Source organism: Pseudomonas sp. MWU13-2517, from assembly GCF_023242545.1.
Lineage (GTDB): Bacteria > Pseudomonadota > Gammaproteobacteria > Pseudomonadales > Pseudomonadaceae > Aquipseudomonas.
The window spans coordinates 1-16,249 of record NZ_JALMFA010000012.1 but is presented as its reverse complement, the minus strand read 5'-3'; the positions used below and the strand labels follow the sequence as shown (position 1 = coordinate 16,249).

Genomic DNA, 16,249 nt, shown 5'->3' with positions numbered 1-16,249 from the left:
CACTCGGGCACACTGGCTGTCTGAACTCTTACCTAACTCAATCTGACTGAGAGGACTGATCATGGTCTTGCGCTCGGAAATTCTGGTGAACAAAAACGTGTTGCCCACTCAAGAACAAGCTTTGCCTGGCCGTGAAACCCCAATGGCGCTGCCGGAGACCCACTTCGTCAACGGCAACCCGCTGCTGGGCCCATTCCTCGACGACGTCGGGTTCGCGATTTTCGGCCTGGGTTGCTTCTGGGGCGCCGAGCGCAAGTTCTGGCAGCGCGATGGCGTGGTCAGCACCGTGGTCGGCTACGCCGGCGGCTACACGCCGAACCCGACCTATGAAGAAGTCTGCTCAGGCCTGACCGGCCACAGCGAAGTGGTATTGGTGGTGTATGACCAGGCCAAGGTGAAATACGAAGACTTGCTGAAGATGTTCTGGGAATTGCACAACCCAACCCAGGGCATGCGCCAGGGCAACGACATCGGCAGCCAGTACCGCTCGGTTATCTATGCAACCACGCCGGAGCAACTGGCGGCGGCAAAGGCCAGTGCCGAGGCGTATCAAGGTGAACTGACCAAGGCTGGCCTGGGTACGATTACCACCGAAATCGAGGAAGCACCGACGGTGTATTTCGCCGAGGCCTATCACCAGCAGTACCTGGCGAAGAATCCGCAGGGCTATTGCGGGATCGGCGGCACGGGCGTGGTGTGTCCGATCTGAGGATCGAAGCTGCAAGTTTTAAGCTACAAGCTGCAAGTGACGGGTTCCGCCTTTACTTGTAGCTTGCAGCTTAAAACTGAAACCTACTCAGCAACTGAAGATCGAAGGCGCAACTTCAAAGCTGCAAGCTGCAAGTGCCACGTTCCGCTTTTACTTGCAGCTTGCAGCTTAAAACTGAAAGCTACTCACCAATCAACCAATCCATCTGCCACCCTCCCTGTGTCTGTCCGAGCTTCTTGGACAACCACGGCAGCAATTCACGCAATTCCTCTTCCAGGCCCCATGGCGGGTTCGCGATCGCCAGGCCCGAGCCGGTCAGGGTGTTGGGCGTGTCCAGCGGATGCACCAGCAACTCCACGCGCAGTAACTTCGGCGCGCCGGTGCCGGCCAGGTCCTGATAGAAGCGGCGCAGCATGCGCTGGTCTTTCACCGGGTACCAGATAGCGGCGACGGTCTGGCGCATACGGCCTACCGCTTCCTTGAGGGATGCGGCACAACGTTGCATCTCATCGAGCTTTTCAAACGGCGGATCGATCAGCATCAAAGCGCGCTTTTCCGGCACCGGCAGCAAGGCTCGCGGCACATGCCAGCCTTCACCCAGGTGCACTTTGACCCGGCGATCACCCTTCATGTTGTCCTTGAGCAACACGCCGTCTTCCGGGTGTTTCTCATTGAGCAACACGCGGTCCTGGGGTCGCGTCAGGCGGCGTGCCAACTCCGGCGAACCCGGGTAGTAACGCAACTGGCCATCCGGGTTCATCTCGTGCAGCACGCGCATGTAATCGGCGGTCAGTGCCGGCAGGTCGCTTTCGCCCCACAGGCGGGCGATGCCTTCGAGGTATTCACCGGTGCGGTTGGCCTGGTCGCCCTGCAGGTCATACAGCCCGATACCGGCGTGGGTATCGAGGTAGGCGAACGGCTGCTCCTTGCGCGACATCAGGGCGATGAGGCGGGTCAAGGTCAGGTGTTTGAAGACATCGGCATGATTGCCGGCGTGAAAGGCGTGACGATAATTCATGGTTGCTCCTGCGCAGGGGGCGAAGTTTACCTTCTACGCGAATAAAGGTGCAGGGCTGCGTGTCGGGCGGTGCTTATGCCGGAAACACAGGCGGCGGGCGGAAAAAAATCTAAATGCCATTGCCGGGGCGGATTTATTGTGGCGATCCATTCTCCAGGGAGGTCAATAACAATCATGAAAGACGCCACCATCGCGCTGCACCACGGCTTCAAGTCAGACCCGACCACCAAGGCTGTCGCCGTGCCGATCTATCAGAATGTCGCTTTCGAATTCGACAACGCCCAGCACGGTGCCGATCTCTTCAACCTCGACGTGCCCGGCAATATCTACACGCGCATCATGAACCCCACCAACGATGTGCTGGAGCAACGGATCGCCGCCCTCGAAGGCGGTATCGCGGCATTGGCGGTGTCCGCCGGCAGCGCAGCGATCCACTATGCAATCCAGACCCTGACCCGCGCCGGTGACAATATCGTCACCACTCCGCAGCTCTATGGCGGCACCTACACCCTGTTCGCCCACTTGCTGCCGAGCTTTGGTGTCGAGGTACGGTTTGCCCACGACGACAGCGCCGAAGCCATCGCCGAGTTGATCGACGCCAACACCAAGCTGGTCTACTGCGAAAGCATCGGCAATCCTGCGGGCAACATCGTCGACCTCGAAGCCCTTGCAGAGGTCGCCCACGCCCGTGGCGTTCCACTGATGGTGGATAACACTGTAGCCACACCGATCCTGTGCAAGCCGATCCGGTTCGGTGCCGACATCGTGGTGCATTCGGTGACCAAATACATCGGCGGCCATGGCAATTCCCTGGGCGGCGTGATCGTCGACAGCGGTACCTTCCCCTGGACCCAATACCCCGAAAAATTCCCCGGGCTCAACAACCCTGAGCCGGCCTATCACGGTGTGGTCTACACCGAAAAATTCGGGCCGGCCGCCTTCATCGCCCGCGCTCGCACCGTACCTCTGCGCAACACCGGCGCAGCGCTGGCGCCGATGAACGCGTTCCTGCTGCTGCAAGGCCTGGAAACACTGGCCCTGCGCATGGAGCGCCACACTGAGAACGCTTTGAAGATCGCGCAGTTCCTGCAGAGCCATGCCGCTGTGGAATGGGTCAGCTATGCCGGGCTGCCGGACCACCCACATTACGCGCTGGCGCAGAAGTACCTGCAGGGCAAACCCTCGGCGATCCTCTCATTCGGCTTGAAGGGCGGCTTTGATGCCGGTGTGCGCCTCTACGACGCGCTGCAGATCTTCAAGCGTCTGGTGAATATCGGCGATGCCAAGTCCCTGGCCTGTCATCCGGCATCCACTACCCATCGGCAGATGAACGAACACGAGCAAGCCAAGGCCGGAGTAAAGCCGGAGATGATCCGTCTGTCGGTGGGTATCGAGGCGATTGAAGACCTGATCGACGATCTGCAGCAGGCATTGGGCTCAACTCAACTCTGAGGCGAGGTAGTCGGCCAGTGCTCCATGACTGATACCCGGTCGGCGCGCACAGCAGGCGACCTTGTGCCGCAAGGTCGCCGGCGTAAACGCGGCATACAGGTCAGGGCGCTGTTCTTCGAGCCATTGCAACAGATTGTCGATCAGGGTTTGCGGGGATCGCTCTGCCAAATGTTCCAATAGAGGTGCAGGCACTCGCCACCAGGGGCCAACCTTGGCGACAGTGACCGGGCCAGTCGCAACCGTCAGCGGCTGGCCATTGATCAGATACCGTTGGAACACCGGCAACACCTTTGCCGTGTCATCACCCAGGCCCTGCACAATCGACAGAAATTGAGCGCCATCCCAAAAACGCAAAAAAGACACCTGGCCGTCGGGCAGATACACCTTGGTCAGGCTTTGCAGATGTGCAATCACGACCTCCGGCGAGCTGGAGGACACCGCCAACCAACCCCAATCCGTGGCGTCAGTTGTTGCGACCCAATCGAAAAAGGCACTGTCCGGTTCAACGATACTTGCATAGGGCATGACCTCATCCCACTCGGCATAGGGCGTGCCTGCCCAGATCGACCGGGGCAGCATCCCGGCGGCCCTGGCTTGCCATGCGCCAAGGGGCCTGGCATCGCTGGCACCGCTCAAGACGGCGAAGACCTGTTCATCAGGCTGTAGCGGGTATTGGGTGATCCAGGCATTGGGAGCCAGCTGTTGCTTCATCAAGGTCAATTCCTAGCAGGTCGGACTCAGCCACTGTGTGGAGGGAGTTCACACTGGCCGTACTTGCAGCGTTCGCACTCCTCGCAAAACGGCGCGCTGCGTTTCAGGCTGGTCACCTGAACGCGACTCAACGGAGCAGGAATTACCGCCAGCAACTTCTCCTTGATGCCTGGTACCAGCGGAGCAACGGCGGGAACCGGCGCACCGCCAAGCTGGATCGGCATACTGCTGAATATGCCGCCTGCTGAAACCGTGATCGACTGGCCACCGGCCTGGATCGTCACGCTGGCACCCGCATCGATCACGACACTCTGCCCAGCGCCGATCTGAATGGTCCGCCCGGCCCGCATGTGCTGCGAACCACCGACCACCAGATGGTCATCCTGCTTGAGTTCAGTCAGGCGGTTGCCATGGGTAATGCGCTGTTCCTCGCCCTGCAACTCATGGTGCGACTCGCCGCCCACCCTGACCCGCCGGCTGTTATCCACTTGCAGTTGCTGATCGTGCAATACGTGTTGGGTCCAGTCGCGCTGGGCACGCAGATAGATCTCCTCGGCACCCTTTCGGTCTTCGATACGCAGTTCGTTGTAGCCACCCCCACCCGGACTGCTTTGGCTGCGCAAGATACTGCGGGTCTTGTCCGCGGGCAGTTCGAGGGGTACCGGTGTCGCCGCGTTGGGCAGGCACCCCATGACCACCGGCATATCCAGGTCGCCATTGACGAAGCCCACCAGCACTTCCATGCCCACACGCGGGATCAGCACCGAGCCATACTGATCATGCGCCCAGGCACTGACCACCCTCAGCCAGCAACTGGAATGATCGTTGTGTTCTCCCGTGCGATCCCAGGCCATTTGCACTTTTACCCGGCCGTATTCGTCGCAATGGACTTCACTGTCCTCGGGCCCGGTGACCACGGCATGTTGATAACCGGAAATACGCGGGCGCGGCGGCTCCGGCAGCGACGGCCGGAAAACCACCTCCCACGGTGCCGCCATGAATTCGTTGCGATAACCCTGGCGAAAATCCCCACCTGCAACCTCGACCACAGCTTCTTCAAGCACCAGGGGTTGCTTGCCTTCGTGAGTGATGCGCGTCACCAGCCAAAGGTCGTTCCAGTCATCACGTGAATGCCCGCTCAGTTTGAGAAAACGGCCGCTGACCAACGCCGGCTCGTCACCTTCGCCATGGGCAACCTGATAATCGCTGCGATGGCGTTCCAACCTATGCTGTGCCAGATACTTGCCATGGGCACGGTCGGAAAAATGGCCGGGATAATCGTGTTCTTCCAGGCGTGGAAGCTGTTCGCCAGCGACTTCACTCTCCAACGTCAGACGCGGCTTGCGGAAGTCGTAATCGCGCAGATTCACCGCCGTGGCGCGGGCTTCCAATCGTACGGTGAAGCGCCGGATCACCGGCGTATCCGCTACCATCCCGGAACCTGGCGTGTAAGGCGTGGAACGCTCGGCCTGGGCAAACACCGTCTGGTCATCACCGAACACAAGCAGGTGCCCTTCGGCCGAATGCTGGAAGTGATAATGAATGCCCTGCTCGGCACACAGCCGCTGAATGAGGTCGGTCTCCCCAAACTGTACGCAGTACTCGCGTTCAAGGTAGGTATTGCTGAGCAGGAACTTGAATCGATCGCTCTGGACTCCCTGCACCGCAAGCACTTGCGCAACGATCTGCGGCACCGTCATGTGCTGGAAAATGCGCTGGTGGCTGCTGTGTTTCAAATAAGCCAGGTGAGGAACGACACTGATCTGATAACGCGTAAGGCGCCTCCCGGAGTCGCCCTGTGCCACCCGGTAAACCAGACCGTGGATACCATGCCCCTGATCATCAAAACCGAGATAGGCCTGGCGATGCAGCAGGCTTTCCAGGTCGAGATCGGGCTGCTCGCTGACCAGTTCAAGGTTGAAACGGTAGGGCTGGCTGATGGTTTCAGTTCCCTTGAACTCCAACACCTTGAGCCCGCTGGGCTCTCCGTCGATGGCGAGGGTAAAAGCACTTTGATTGGCAGGAGCGAACATCCGGTGTTTCTCTGCGAGGAATAGGCGGCCGATTCTGCACCACTGTTCCCACCCGCTGAGCACGCCCTGGATAATTCAGTAAAGCCCTACATGTGTGAGCAAGAATCTTCTTCGGCCCGGCGAAAATCACACGCAAAAAAAGGCCCGCCATCCGTAGGAAGCGGGCCTGTTTTTCAACTCAGCGGACGTTCAACACCCGAAGATTACTTGTTGAGGTTGTAGTCTTTTTCCGCCGCATCAAAACGCTCGACCATACCCGCCGTCGGTGCGCCCAGCTTGCTCACGAAGTAGATCGCAAGGCTGGCGAAGATGAAGCCCGGAATGATTTCGTACAGGCCCAGCAGGCTGAAGTGTTTCCACACGATGACGGTGATCGCACCCACCAGGATACCGGCCAGCGCGCCGTTACGGGTCATGCCTTTCCAGATCACCGAGATCAGTACCACAGGGCCGAATGCCGCGCCGAAACCGGCCCAGGCGTAGCTCACCAGGCCCAGCACACGGTTGTCCGGGTTGGCCGCCATGGCGATGGCGATCAGGGCAACCAGCAGCACCATGGCACGGCCGACCCATACCAACTCCAGCTGGGAAGCATTTTTACGCAGGAAGGTCTTGTAGAAGTCTTCGGTCAGGGCGCTGGAGCACACCAGCAATTGGCAGCTCAGGGTGCTCATCACCGCCGCCAGGATAGCCGACAGCAGTACGCCGGCAATCCATGGGTTGAACAGCAGCTTGGCCAGTTCGATGAATACACGCTCGTGGTTTTCGGTAACTGGACCTGCAACCTCCGGATGCGCCGAGAAGTACGCGATACCGAAGAAGCCCACCGCTACGGTGCCACCCAGGCACAGGATCATCCAGGTCATGGAGATGCGGCGCGCCTTGGCGATCGACTTCACCGAATCAGCCGCCATGAAACGCGCGAGGATATGCGGTTGGCCGAAGTAGCCCAGCCCCCAACCCATCAGCGAAATGATGCCAATGAAGGTGGTGTTTTTCAGCATATTGAAGTTGTCGGGATTCTTGGCTTCGATGGCCAGGAAAGTGGTGTCGACGCCGCCGGTGGCCAGCAGCACGATGATCGGCGTCAGGATCAGCGCGAAAATCATCAGTGTGGCTTGTACGGTGTCGGTCCAGCTGACTGCCAGAAACCCACCGACAAAAGTGTAGGCAATGGTCGCCGCGGCACCGGCCCACAGCGCGGTCTCGTAGGACATGCCAAAGGTGCTTTCGAACAGGCGGGCACCGGCCACAATGCCGGACGCACAGTAGATGGTGAAGAACACCAGGATCACCACGGCGGAGATGATCCGCAGCAAGCCGCTTTTATCTTCGAAACGGCTGGAAAAATAATCCGGCAGAGTCAGGGCGTCGCCGTTGTGCTCGGTTTGTACGCGCAGGCGTCCGGCCACGAACAGCCAGTTGAGGTAAGCGCCGACGATCAGGCCGATGGCGATCCAGCTTTCCGACAGGCCCGACATGTAGATCGCGCCCGGCAAGCCCATCAACAACCAGCCGCTCATATCGGAAGCACCGGCCGACAGAGCCGTCACCACGCTGCCGAGGCTGCGACCGCCAAGGATGTAATCGGAAAGGTTGTTGGTGGAGCGATAGGCCATGAAGCCGATCAGCACCATTGCTGCGATGTAGATCACGAATGTGATCAGGGTTGGATTGCTAACGCTCATAAGAGTGACGCCCTGGCTTTGTTTTTATGTAGCGACGGTCTGTCAGACGGCCACCCATTGCTGAACGGGTAGACGAAACGGCGTGCCGCGCATTTATGACTGGCGTTTCCCCAGGAAAGCCGCCAGCCGATGAACCGACCCCGATGAGGTGGTTGCACCTTGGCCGCGAATGCTATTCAACAAAGCAAATAAGGTGCAACCAGTTTCTTGAGAATAAGTTGCACCCGGAAGTGTTTTACAGAAAACACCGCGTTTTTGCTCCTTTTCGGAGCAAGAACAGCCGAAGCCAGAAGTAAATGCACCAAGAAAAAGCAGATTCCGCTGAGGGTCGATTTTTTTCGCGAACACCGTCGAAAAATTCCTGAACAAAAGGGTTGCACCCGGTTGCACCTCTTCATGGGCAAAGCTAATCTTGCCGCCAGCAGATGCCACTCGGTAGTGGCACCCATGAGGATAAAAAGATGGCAACGACCACCCTTGGGGTCAAACTCGACGACCCGACACGCGAACGCCTGAAGGCTGCCGCAACCTCCATTGATCGCACGCCGCACTGGCTGATCAAGCAGGCGATTTTCAATTACCTGGAGAAACTGGAGGGTGGTGCAACCCTGACCGAGCTTAATGGCTTGGCCGGCAAGGACGCTGAAGACGCGGGCGAGGTCCAGGCCGACCATGCCCACCAGTGCTTCCTGGAATTCGCCGAAAGCATCTTGCCGCAGTCTGTATTGCGCGCCTCCATCACCGCCGCTTACCGTCGCCCGGAGCCGGAAGTGGTGCCGATGCTGATCGAACAGGCCCGCCTGCCGGCCCCGATGGCCGAAGCCACCAACAAGCTGGCCGCCTCGATTGCCGAGAAGCTGCGCAATCAGAAGAGCGCCGGCGGCCGTGCCGGCATTGTTCAAGGCCTGCTGCAAGAATTCTCCCTTTCGTCCCAGGAAGGCGTGGCGCTGATGTGCCTGGCCGAAGCCCTGTTGCGCATTCCGGACAAGGGCACTCGCGATGCCCTGATCCGCGACAAGATCAGCACCGGCAACTGGCAGCCGCACCTGGGCAACAGCCCATCGCTGTTCGTCAACGCCGCCACCTGGGGCCTGCTGCTGACCGGTAAACTGGTCGCCACCCACAACGAAGCCGGCCTGACTTCGTCCCTGAGCCGCATCATCGGCAAAAGCGGCGAACCGATGATCCGCAAGGGCGTCGACATGGCCATGCGCCTGATGGGCGAGCAGTTCGTCACCGGCGAGACCATCGCTGAAGCGCTGGCCAATGCGAGCAAGTTCGAAGCCAAGGGCTTCCGCTATTCCTACGACATGCTTGGCGAAGCCGCACTTACCGAACACGACGCCCAGAAGTACCTGGCCTCGTACGAACAAGCCATTCACTCCATCGGCAAGGCGTCTCACGGCCGTGGGATTTATGAAGGTCCAGGCATCTCCATCAAGCTTTCGGCCCTGCACCCACGTTACAGCCGTGCCCAGTACGAGCGCGTGATGGACGAGCTGTACCCGCGCCTGCTGTCCCTGACCCTGCTGGCCAAGCAATACGATATCGGCCTGAATATCGACGCCGAAGAAGCCGACCGCCTGGAGCTGTCGCTGGACCTGCTGGAACGCCTGTGCTTCGAGCCACAATTGACCGGCTGGAACGGCATCGGCTTCGTGATCCAGGCCTACCAGAAGCGTTGCCCGTATGTGATCGACTACGTCATCGACCTGGCGCGCCGCAGCCGCCATCGCCTGATGATCCGCCTGGTGAAAGGCGCGTACTGGGACAGCGAGATCAAGCGCGCCCAAGTCGAAGGCCTGGAAGGCTACCCGGTGTACACCCGCAAGGTTTACACCGACGTGTCCTACATTGCCTGTGCACGCAAACTGCTGTCGGTGCCGGAAGCCATCTATCCGCAGTTCGCCACGCACAATGCTCATACGCTGTCGGCCATTTACCATATCGCCGGTCAGAACTATTACCCCGGTCAGTACGAGTTCCAATGCCTGCACGGCATGGGTGAGCCGCTGTACGAGCAGGTTGTAGGCAAGGTTGCCGATGGCAAACTGAACCGTCCGTGCCGCGTGTACGCACCGGTCGGCACCCACGAAACACTGCTGGCTTACCTGGTACGTCGCCTGCTGGAAAACGGCGCCAACACTTCCTTCGTCAACCGCATTGCCGACCAGTCCATCTCGATTCAGGAGCTGGTGGCTGATCCGGTGGCCAGTATCGAACAAATGGCCACGCTGGAAGGTGGTTTCGGCCTGCCGCACCCGCGTATTCCATTGCCTCGTGACCTGTACGGCCGCGACCGCGCCAACTCCGCCGGTATCGACTTGGCCAACGAACATCGCCTGGCGTCGCTGTCCTGCGCCCTGCTGGCCACGGCCCACAACGACTGGAAAGCGGCGCCGATGCTCGGCTGCGCGCCCAGCGAGCAAGCGACGACGCCAGTGCTGAACCCGTCCGACCTGCGCGACGTGGTCGGCCAGGTACAGGACGCCACCGTCGCAGACGTGGACAACGCCATCCAGTGCGCCATCAACGCAGGTCCGATCTGGCAGGCCACCCCGCCCGCCGAACGTGCCGCTATCCTGGAGCGTGCCGCCGACCTGATGGAAGGCGAGATCCAGCCACTGATGGGCCTGCTGGCCCGCGAAGCCGGCAAGACGTTCGCCAACGCCATCGCCGAAGTACGTGAAGCCGTGGATTTCCTGCGCTACTACGCAGTGCAGGCACGCAACGATTTCACCAACGACGCCCACCGCCCTCTGGGCCCGGTAGTGTGTATCAGCCCGTGGAACTTCCCGCTGGCCATCTTCAGTGGCCAGGTTGCTGCTGCGCTGGCGGCCGGTAACCCGGTACTGGCCAAGCCTGCCGAGCAAACCCCGCTGGTGGCGGCACAAGCCGTACGCATTCTGCTGGAAGCCGGTATTCCGGAAGGTGTGCTGCAACTGCTGCCGGGCCAGGGCGAAACCGTGGGTGCCCGCCTGGTGGGTGATGATCGCGTCAAAGGCGTGATGTTCACCGGCTCCACCGAAGTGGCGCGCCTGCTGCAGCGCAATGTCGCCGGCCGCCTGGACGCCCAGGGCCGCCCGATTCCGCTGATCGCCGAAACCGGTGGCCAGAACGCGATGATCGTCGACTCCTCGGCACTGACCGAACAAGTGGTCATCGACGTGGTGTCCTCGGCCTTCGACAGCGCCGGTCAACGCTGCTCGGCCCTGCGCGTACTGTGCCTGCAGGAAGATTCGGCAGACCGCGTCATCGAAATGCTCAAAGGTGCCATGGCGGAATGTCGCCTGGGCAACCCGGAGCGCCTGTCGGTGGACATTGGCCCGGTGATCGACGCCGAAGCCAAGGCCGGCATCGAGAAACACATCCAGTCCATGCGTGACAAAGGCCGCAACGTATACCAAGTGGCCATCGCCGACGGCGAAGAGATCAAGCGCGGCACCTTCGTGATGCCGACCCTGATCGAGCTGGAAAGCTTCGACGAACTGCAACGCGAGATCTTCGGCCCGGTGCTGCATGTGGTGCGCTACAAGCGCAAGGAAATCGACCAGCTCATCGGCCAGATCAATGCTTCGGGCTACGGCCTGACCCTGGGCGTGCACACCCGTATCGATGAGACCATCGCCAAGGTGATCGACAACGTCAATGCCGGTAACGTCTACGTAAACCGCAACATCGTCGGCGCCGTGGTCGGCGTGCAACCGTTCGGCGGCGAAGGCCTGTCAGGCACCGGCCCGAAAGCCGGTGGCCCGCTGTACCTGTACCGCCTGCTGTCGACTCGCCCTACCGACGCCATCGAGCAATCCTTCGTGCGTGGCGATGCATTGGCTGCGCCGGACGTGCGCCTGCGCGATGCCATGAGCCAACCGCTGACCGCCCTGAAAACCTGGGCCGACAGCAATAAGTTCAGCGAACTGAGCGCCCTGTGTACGCAATTCGCCGCGCAGTCCCAAAGTGGTATCACCCGCCAACTGGCCGGCCCGACGGGCGAGCGCAACAGCTACGCCATCCTGCCTCGCGAGCATGTGTTGTCGCTGGCGGAAGTAGAAGGCGATCTGCTCACTCAACTGGCGGCGGTACTGGCGGTAGGCGGTTCGGCGGTATGGCCGGAAACTGACCTGACCAAGGCCTTGTTCCCACGCCTGCCTAGGGAGATCCAGGCCAAGATCAAGCGTGTAGCGGACTGGACCAAGGACGAGGTGGCATTCGACGCGGTTCTGCACCATGGCGATTCCGATCAACTGCGCGCGGTGTGCCAGCAAGTGGCCCAGCGTGGTGGGGCGATTGTCGGGGTCCAGGGCTTGTCCCAGGGTGAAACCGCGATAGCCCTGGAGCGTCTGGTGATCGAACGCGCGTTGAGCGTTAACACCGCAGCGGCGGGCGGTAACGCCAGCCTCATGACTATCGGGTAACAGCAGGCGCAAGCTGCGAGCCTCAAGCTGCAAGTAAGAGCGGTGTGCTTTCGCTTTCACTTGCAGCTTGCAGCTTGCAACTTGTGTCGCCCCATCACCCCTATCTATCTTCCTTCCCCATTTTTATTAGCGACCCTAGACTGCGGCATACTTTTCAAAGGTAAGCCGCCATGTCCGAGTCGCTGCTCAGTTCCCGCAACCTGGCTTTCGAGCTGTATGAAGTCCTCGATGCCGAGGGCCTGACCCAGCGCCAGCGGTTTGCCGAACATAATCGCGAGACGTTCGACGCAGCGATCAGCACCGCGCGGAACATCGCTGAAAAGTACTTTGCCCCCCACAACCGCAAGAACGACGAAAACGAGCCGCGTTATGAAGACGGCGCGGCGATTCTGATTCCGGAAGTGAAGCCCGCCGTGGATGCCTTCCTCGAAGCCGGCTTTCTCAACGCCGCCCGCAGTTTCGACGCCGGAGGCATGCAACTGCCCACCCTGCTGTCCCAGGCGTGTTTCGCGCACTTCCAGGCGGCCAACGCGGCATCGACGTCCTACCCGTTCCTGACCATGGGCGCCGCCAACCTGATCGAAAGCTTCGGCACCGAGGAACAGAAACAGCGCTTTCTGCAACCGATGATCGACGGCCGATTCTTCGGCACCATGGCCCTCACCGAGCCCCACGCAGGCTCGTCGCTGTCGGATATTCGTACACGTGCAGAACCGGCAGCCGACGGTACTTATCGACTCAAGGGCAATAAGATCTTCATCTCCGGCGGCGACCACCCGCTGTCGGAAAACATCGTGCATATGGTGCTGGCCAAGCTGCCGGATGCGCCGCCGGGGGTGAAGGGCATTTCGCTGTTCATCGTGCCCAAGTTCCTGGTCAACGACGATGGCAGCCTGGGCGCGCGCAACGATGTGCTGCTGGCCGGGTTGTTTCACAAGATGGGCTGGCGCGGCACCACCTCCACCGCGCTTAACTTCGGCGATAACGGCAACTGTGTCGGCTATCTGGTGGGCAAACCGCACCAGGGCCTGAGCTGCATGTTTCAGATGATGAACGAGGCACGCATCGGCGTCGGCATGGGTGCCGTGATGCTCGGGTATGCCGGTTACCTTTATTCACTGGATTATGCGCGCGAGCGTCCGCAAGGTCGCTTGCCCGACAGCAAAGACCCCACGACTGCCCCCGTATCGATCATCCAGCACGCCGATATCAAACGCATGCTGCTGACCCAGAAGTCCTACGTGGAAGGCGCCTTCGACCTCGGCCTCTACGCCGCACGCGTGTTCGACGACACCACCACACTGGACACCGAAACCGAGCGCAAACAAGCCCATGAACTGCTGGACTTGCTCACGCCCATCGTCAAATCCTGGCCGTCGGAGTTTTGCCTCAAGGCCAATGAACTGGCGATCCAGATTCTGGGTGGCCACGGCTACACCCGTGAATACCCGGTTGAGCAGTATTACCGCGACAACCGTCTGAACCCGATCCACGAAGGGACTCACGGCATTCAGTCCCTGGACTTGCTCGGGCGCAAATTGGCGCAGAACGGCGGTGCAGGTCTCAAGCAGTTGATCCGGCTGATCGCCGAGACGGGCGCACGGGCACAGGAATACCCCTCACTGACCGCATTGCGTGAGCCACTGGAACAACTGGTCAACCGCTTGCAAAGCGTGACGATCGGCCTACTGACGGATCTGGCCCAAGGCAAGGTCAACAGCAGCCTGGCGAACTCGGCGCTGTACTTGAAAGTATTCGGGCATACAGTGATCGGCTGGCGCTGGCTGGAGCAGGCAATACGTGCGCAGGAAGGACTGGTCAAGGGGAATGCGGCCGATGTCGCCTTCTATAAAGGCAAGCTCCAGGCCGCCCGGTACTTCCTGACCTGGGAAGTGCCGAGCTGCCATCATGAACTGGCGATTCTGGAGGCACGCGACGATACGTGCCTGGGGATGCAGGATGATTGGTTCTAAGGCTGGATTGCCTTGGAAATCACTTCGACCGTGGCGCTGACTTGCTCTTGGTAACGGTCGAGTTCCTGCTGGTGACGCTGTTGCATTTCGATCTGATCGGCGCACAGGTTCAGCGCAGCCAGCACCAGTAATTTGTCACCGATCAGGGTCGGGTACTTTTTCTTGGTGGTGGCCAAGGATGCCTTGAGCAGGGTCACGGCGTGCATCAGGGTTTGATCTTCCCCGGCCGGAGCCTTGATCGAGTAATCCTCTCCGAGAATCGAAACGACCTTTATCCCTTCACTCATGCGCCGACAGGCCCTGCGCTCACACGCTCAACCAACGCCTGGATGCGAGCCGCGGTGGCACCGTGCTTTTCTTCCTGCTCCATCAGGCTCAGTTGCAGGCTGTCGTTTTCGTCCTTGGCGCGGGCCAGTTCCGCCTTGAGGGATTCGTTGCTGCCCAGCAGATCCTGGTTCTGCTGTACCAGGTCGCTGACCAGTTGTTCCAATTGGCTGAGAGATGCTTCTAACATTTTGATTTCTCGGGCTTTTTCAAAGGGCGGTGACGATAAAGAAAATTCACCTCGGATGCCAGGCTTATCCCTGGCGCACAGCCCGTTTTTTAGGGGGCGGGCCGCACTTTCGAGCCTTAGTGACTGCAATTCCCCCATCTGGTTCCTGAATCCGTTCAACCCCTCGTCCGATGCGACAAAAGCGCGCACGCCCTTAAGACTTTAGTCGCATGGCCGATAGCGAATACATACCCCGTCTCACGGCCGCATGGATCGCGCTTCCCCCAGGATTCCCGCATGTCTCTTCGTAATATGAATATCGCTCCGAGGGCTTTTCTCGGCTTCGCGTTTATTGGCGCGCTGATGTTGCTTCTCGGTGTGTTCGCCTTGAATCAGATGAGCAAGATCCGTGCAGCCACCGAAGCCATTACCCTGAGCAGCGTGCCCAGCATTCGCGCACTGGACGAGTTCACCCAGCTGACCCTGCGCCTGCGAGTGCTGTCGTACCGCCTGCTGACCAACCGCGAGCCGGACGTGCAACAAAAGACCCTGGATGCCTTCGAAGTGCGCAACCAGCAGATCCGCGCAGCCCAGGCCATCTACGAAAAACTGATCAGCAGCACTGAAGAACGCAATGCCTACGACGAGTACGTTCGCCTGCTGGGCCAGTACCACCAGATTGAAGAGCGCATGAAGAGCCTGTCTCGCGCCAATCAAATCGAAGCGTTGCGCGACCTGCTGAACACGGAATTGCTGAGCAACTCCGAGCAGGTCAATGCCGTGTTGACCCGCCTGTTGGACATCAATAACAACGACGCCAATGCCGCCAACCAGCAAGCCAAGGACCAATACGACATGGCCTTTGACCTGGTCGTGGGCCTGCTGGTCATCGCCACCGGGCTGACATTGCTCTTCGCCTGGTTGCTGACCCGCAGCATCACCGTGCCGATTTCCCAGGCTCTGGAAGCGGCCGAAGAAGTGGCTGAAGGTAACCTGACGCGCCCTATCAAGGTCGACGGCCACGACGAAGCCGGCCGCCTGCTGGCCGCCATGGCCAAGATGCAGGACAAGTTGCGCGACACCCTGCAACGCATTGCCGGTTCCGCCACCCAACTGGCGTCCGCTGCCGAAGAGCTGAACGCCGTCACCGACGAGAGCGCTCGCGGCCTGACCCAGCAGAACAACGAAATCGAACAAGCCGCCACCGCCGTCAACGAGATGACCAGCGCCGTCGAAGAAGTCGCACGCAACGCGGTCAGCACCTCCGAAGCCTCGCGCGCCGCCACCACGTCGGCCGGCGACGGCCGTGATCTGGTGCAGGAAACCGTCAGTGCCATCGAACGCATGAGCGGCGACGTGCAAGCCACCGCCACACTGATTGGTGAGTTGGCCAACGAATCGCGTGACATCGGCAAGGTGCTGGACGTGATCCGCGGCCTGGCCGACCAGACCAACCTGCTGGCCTTGAACGCGGCGATTGAAGCGGCGCGTGCCGGTGAAGCCGGTCGTGGCTTCGCCGTGGTCGCCGACGAAGTGCGGGCGCTGGCCCATCGCACCCAGCAATCGACCAGTGAGATCGAACGCATGATCGGCAGCATTCAGACCGGTACCGAACATGCCGTGGACTCAATGCGCAACAGTACCGAACGCGCCGAATCCACGTTGAACATCGCCAAGGGTGCAGGAATGTCCCTGGACACCATCAACACGGCGATCATCGAGATCAACGAGCGCAACCTGGTGATCGCCAGCGCAGC

Annotated in this window: 12 protein-coding genes; 5 read left to right on the top strand and 7 right to left on the bottom strand. The window is 60.3% G+C overall.

Annotated features, from left to right (window positions below):
- Positions 1–61 precede the first annotated feature (61 nt).
- The gene (gene msrA, locus M5B97_RS18095) at positions 62–709 is read left to right on the top strand and encodes a peptide-methionine (S)-S-oxide reductase MsrA (protein ID WP_123716164.1); all 648 of its coding nucleotides are present in this window, start codon (positions 62–64) and stop codon (positions 707–709) included.
- A 181-nt stretch (positions 710–890) separates the two neighbouring features.
- Here msrA and rlmJ read toward each other — a convergent pair whose 3' ends face one another.
- Complete coding sequence (rlmJ, locus tag M5B97_RS18090) at positions 891–1,727, bottom strand: 23S rRNA (adenine(2030)-N(6))-methyltransferase RlmJ (protein ID WP_123716165.1); 837 nt, start codon at positions 1,725–1,727, stop codon at positions 891–893.
- Between the two features lie 174 nt (positions 1,728–1,901).
- Between rlmJ and M5B97_RS18085 the strand changes: the two genes are divergently transcribed.
- Positions 1,902–3,179 carry an O-acetylhomoserine aminocarboxypropyltransferase/cysteine synthase family protein gene (locus M5B97_RS18085; RefSeq protein WP_248732228.1) on the top strand — a complete coding sequence of 426 codons (1,278 nt, stop codon included), beginning with the start codon at positions 1,902–1,904 and terminating at the stop codon, positions 3,177–3,179.
- On the opposite strand, the gene M5B97_RS18080 is transcribed toward M5B97_RS18085, so the two are convergent.
- The 4 genes from M5B97_RS18080 to M5B97_RS18065 all read right to left on the bottom strand — a co-directional run bounded on the left by M5B97_RS18080 (position 3,165) and on the right by M5B97_RS18065 (position 8,043).
- Positions 3,165–3,890, bottom strand: a complete 726-nt coding sequence (locus tag M5B97_RS18080; protein WP_248732227.1) for a DUF4123 domain-containing protein — start codon at positions 3,888–3,890, stop codon at positions 3,165–3,167. The genes M5B97_RS18085 and M5B97_RS18080 overlap by 15 nt on opposite strands.
- A gap of 26 nt (positions 3,891–3,916) precedes the next feature.
- Positions 3,917–5,923, bottom strand: coding sequence for a type VI secretion system tip protein TssI/VgrG (gene tssI / locus M5B97_RS18075; protein ID WP_248732226.1), 2,007 nt, complete (start codon positions 5,921–5,923; stop codon positions 3,917–3,919).
- A 203-nt stretch (positions 5,924–6,126) separates the two neighbouring features.
- Positions 6,127–7,611 carry a sodium/proline symporter PutP gene (putP, locus tag M5B97_RS18070; RefSeq protein ID WP_134661046.1) on the bottom strand — a complete coding sequence of 495 codons (1,485 nt, stop codon included), beginning with the start codon at positions 7,609–7,611 and terminating at the stop codon, positions 6,127–6,129.
- A gap of 93 nt (positions 7,612–7,704) precedes the next feature.
- Positions 7,705–8,043, bottom strand: coding sequence for a hypothetical protein (locus tag M5B97_RS18065; RefSeq protein WP_248732225.1), 339 nt, complete (start codon positions 8,041–8,043; stop codon positions 7,705–7,707).
- Between the two features lie 29 nt (positions 8,044–8,072).
- Between M5B97_RS18065 and putA the strand changes: the two genes are divergently transcribed.
- The gene (putA, locus tag M5B97_RS18060) at positions 8,073–12,026 is read left to right on the top strand and encodes a trifunctional transcriptional regulator/proline dehydrogenase/L-glutamate gamma-semialdehyde dehydrogenase (protein ID WP_248732224.1); all 3,954 of its coding nucleotides are present in this window, start codon (positions 8,073–8,075) and stop codon (positions 12,024–12,026) included.
- A 170-nt stretch (positions 12,027–12,196) separates the two neighbouring features.
- Positions 12,197–13,999, top strand: a complete 1,803-nt coding sequence (locus M5B97_RS18055) for an acyl-CoA dehydrogenase (RefSeq protein WP_248732223.1) — start codon at positions 12,197–12,199, stop codon at positions 13,997–13,999.
- Here the strand turns inward: M5B97_RS18055 and M5B97_RS18050 are convergent.
- Together M5B97_RS18050 and M5B97_RS18045 are read right to left on the bottom strand one after the other, a co-directional pair.
- Positions 13,996–14,286, bottom strand: a complete 291-nt coding sequence (locus tag M5B97_RS18050; protein ID WP_123716173.1) for a cell division protein ZapA — start codon at positions 14,284–14,286, stop codon at positions 13,996–13,998. The genes M5B97_RS18055 and M5B97_RS18050 overlap by 4 nt on opposite strands.
- Positions 14,283–14,513: a hypothetical protein gene (locus M5B97_RS18045; RefSeq protein ID WP_123716174.1), complete on the bottom strand. Its 231-nt coding sequence runs from the start codon at positions 14,511–14,513 to the stop codon at positions 14,283–14,285. The genes M5B97_RS18050 and M5B97_RS18045 overlap by 4 nt, the downstream gene beginning before the upstream one ends.
- A 276-nt stretch (positions 14,514–14,789) precedes the next feature.
- Here M5B97_RS18045 and M5B97_RS18040 point away from each other — a divergent pair.
- Positions 14,790–16,249, top strand: a 1,460-nt coding sequence (locus M5B97_RS18040; RefSeq protein WP_248732222.1) for a methyl-accepting chemotaxis protein, incomplete at its 3' end; no start/stop codon positions are given.

Excerpts from the sequence above, each read along its gene's own strand:
- msrA (WP_123716164.1), top strand. The coding sequence starts at position 62 with ATGGTCTTGCGCTCGGAAATTCTGGTGAACAAAAACGTGTTGCCCACT.
- rlmJ (WP_123716165.1), bottom strand. The coding sequence starts at position 1,727 with ATGAATTATCGTCACGCCTTTCACGCCGGCAATCATGCCGATGTCTTC.
- M5B97_RS18085 (WP_248732228.1), top strand. The coding sequence starts at position 1,902 with ATGAAAGACGCCACCATCGCGCTGCACCACGGCTTCAAGTCAGACCCG.
- M5B97_RS18080 (WP_248732227.1), bottom strand. The coding sequence starts at position 3,890 with ATGAAGCAACAGCTGGCTCCCAATGCCTGGATCACCCAATACCCGCTA.
- tssI (WP_248732226.1), bottom strand. The coding sequence starts at position 5,923 with ATGTTCGCTCCTGCCAATCAAAGTGCTTTTACCCTCGCCATCGACGGA.
- putP (WP_134661046.1), bottom strand. The coding sequence starts at position 7,611 with ATGAGCGTTAGCAATCCAACCCTGATCACATTCGTGATCTACATCGCA.
- putA (WP_248732224.1), top strand. The coding sequence starts at position 8,073 with ATGGCAACGACCACCCTTGGGGTCAAACTCGACGACCCGACACGCGAA.
- M5B97_RS18055 (WP_248732223.1), top strand. The coding sequence starts at position 12,197 with ATGTCCGAGTCGCTGCTCAGTTCCCGCAACCTGGCTTTCGAGCTGTAT.
- M5B97_RS18050 (WP_123716173.1), bottom strand. The coding sequence starts at position 14,286 with ATGAGTGAAGGGATAAAGGTCGTTTCGATTCTCGGAGAGGATTACTCG.
- M5B97_RS18045 (WP_123716174.1), bottom strand. The coding sequence starts at position 14,513 with ATGTTAGAAGCATCTCTCAGCCAATTGGAACAACTGGTCAGCGACCTG.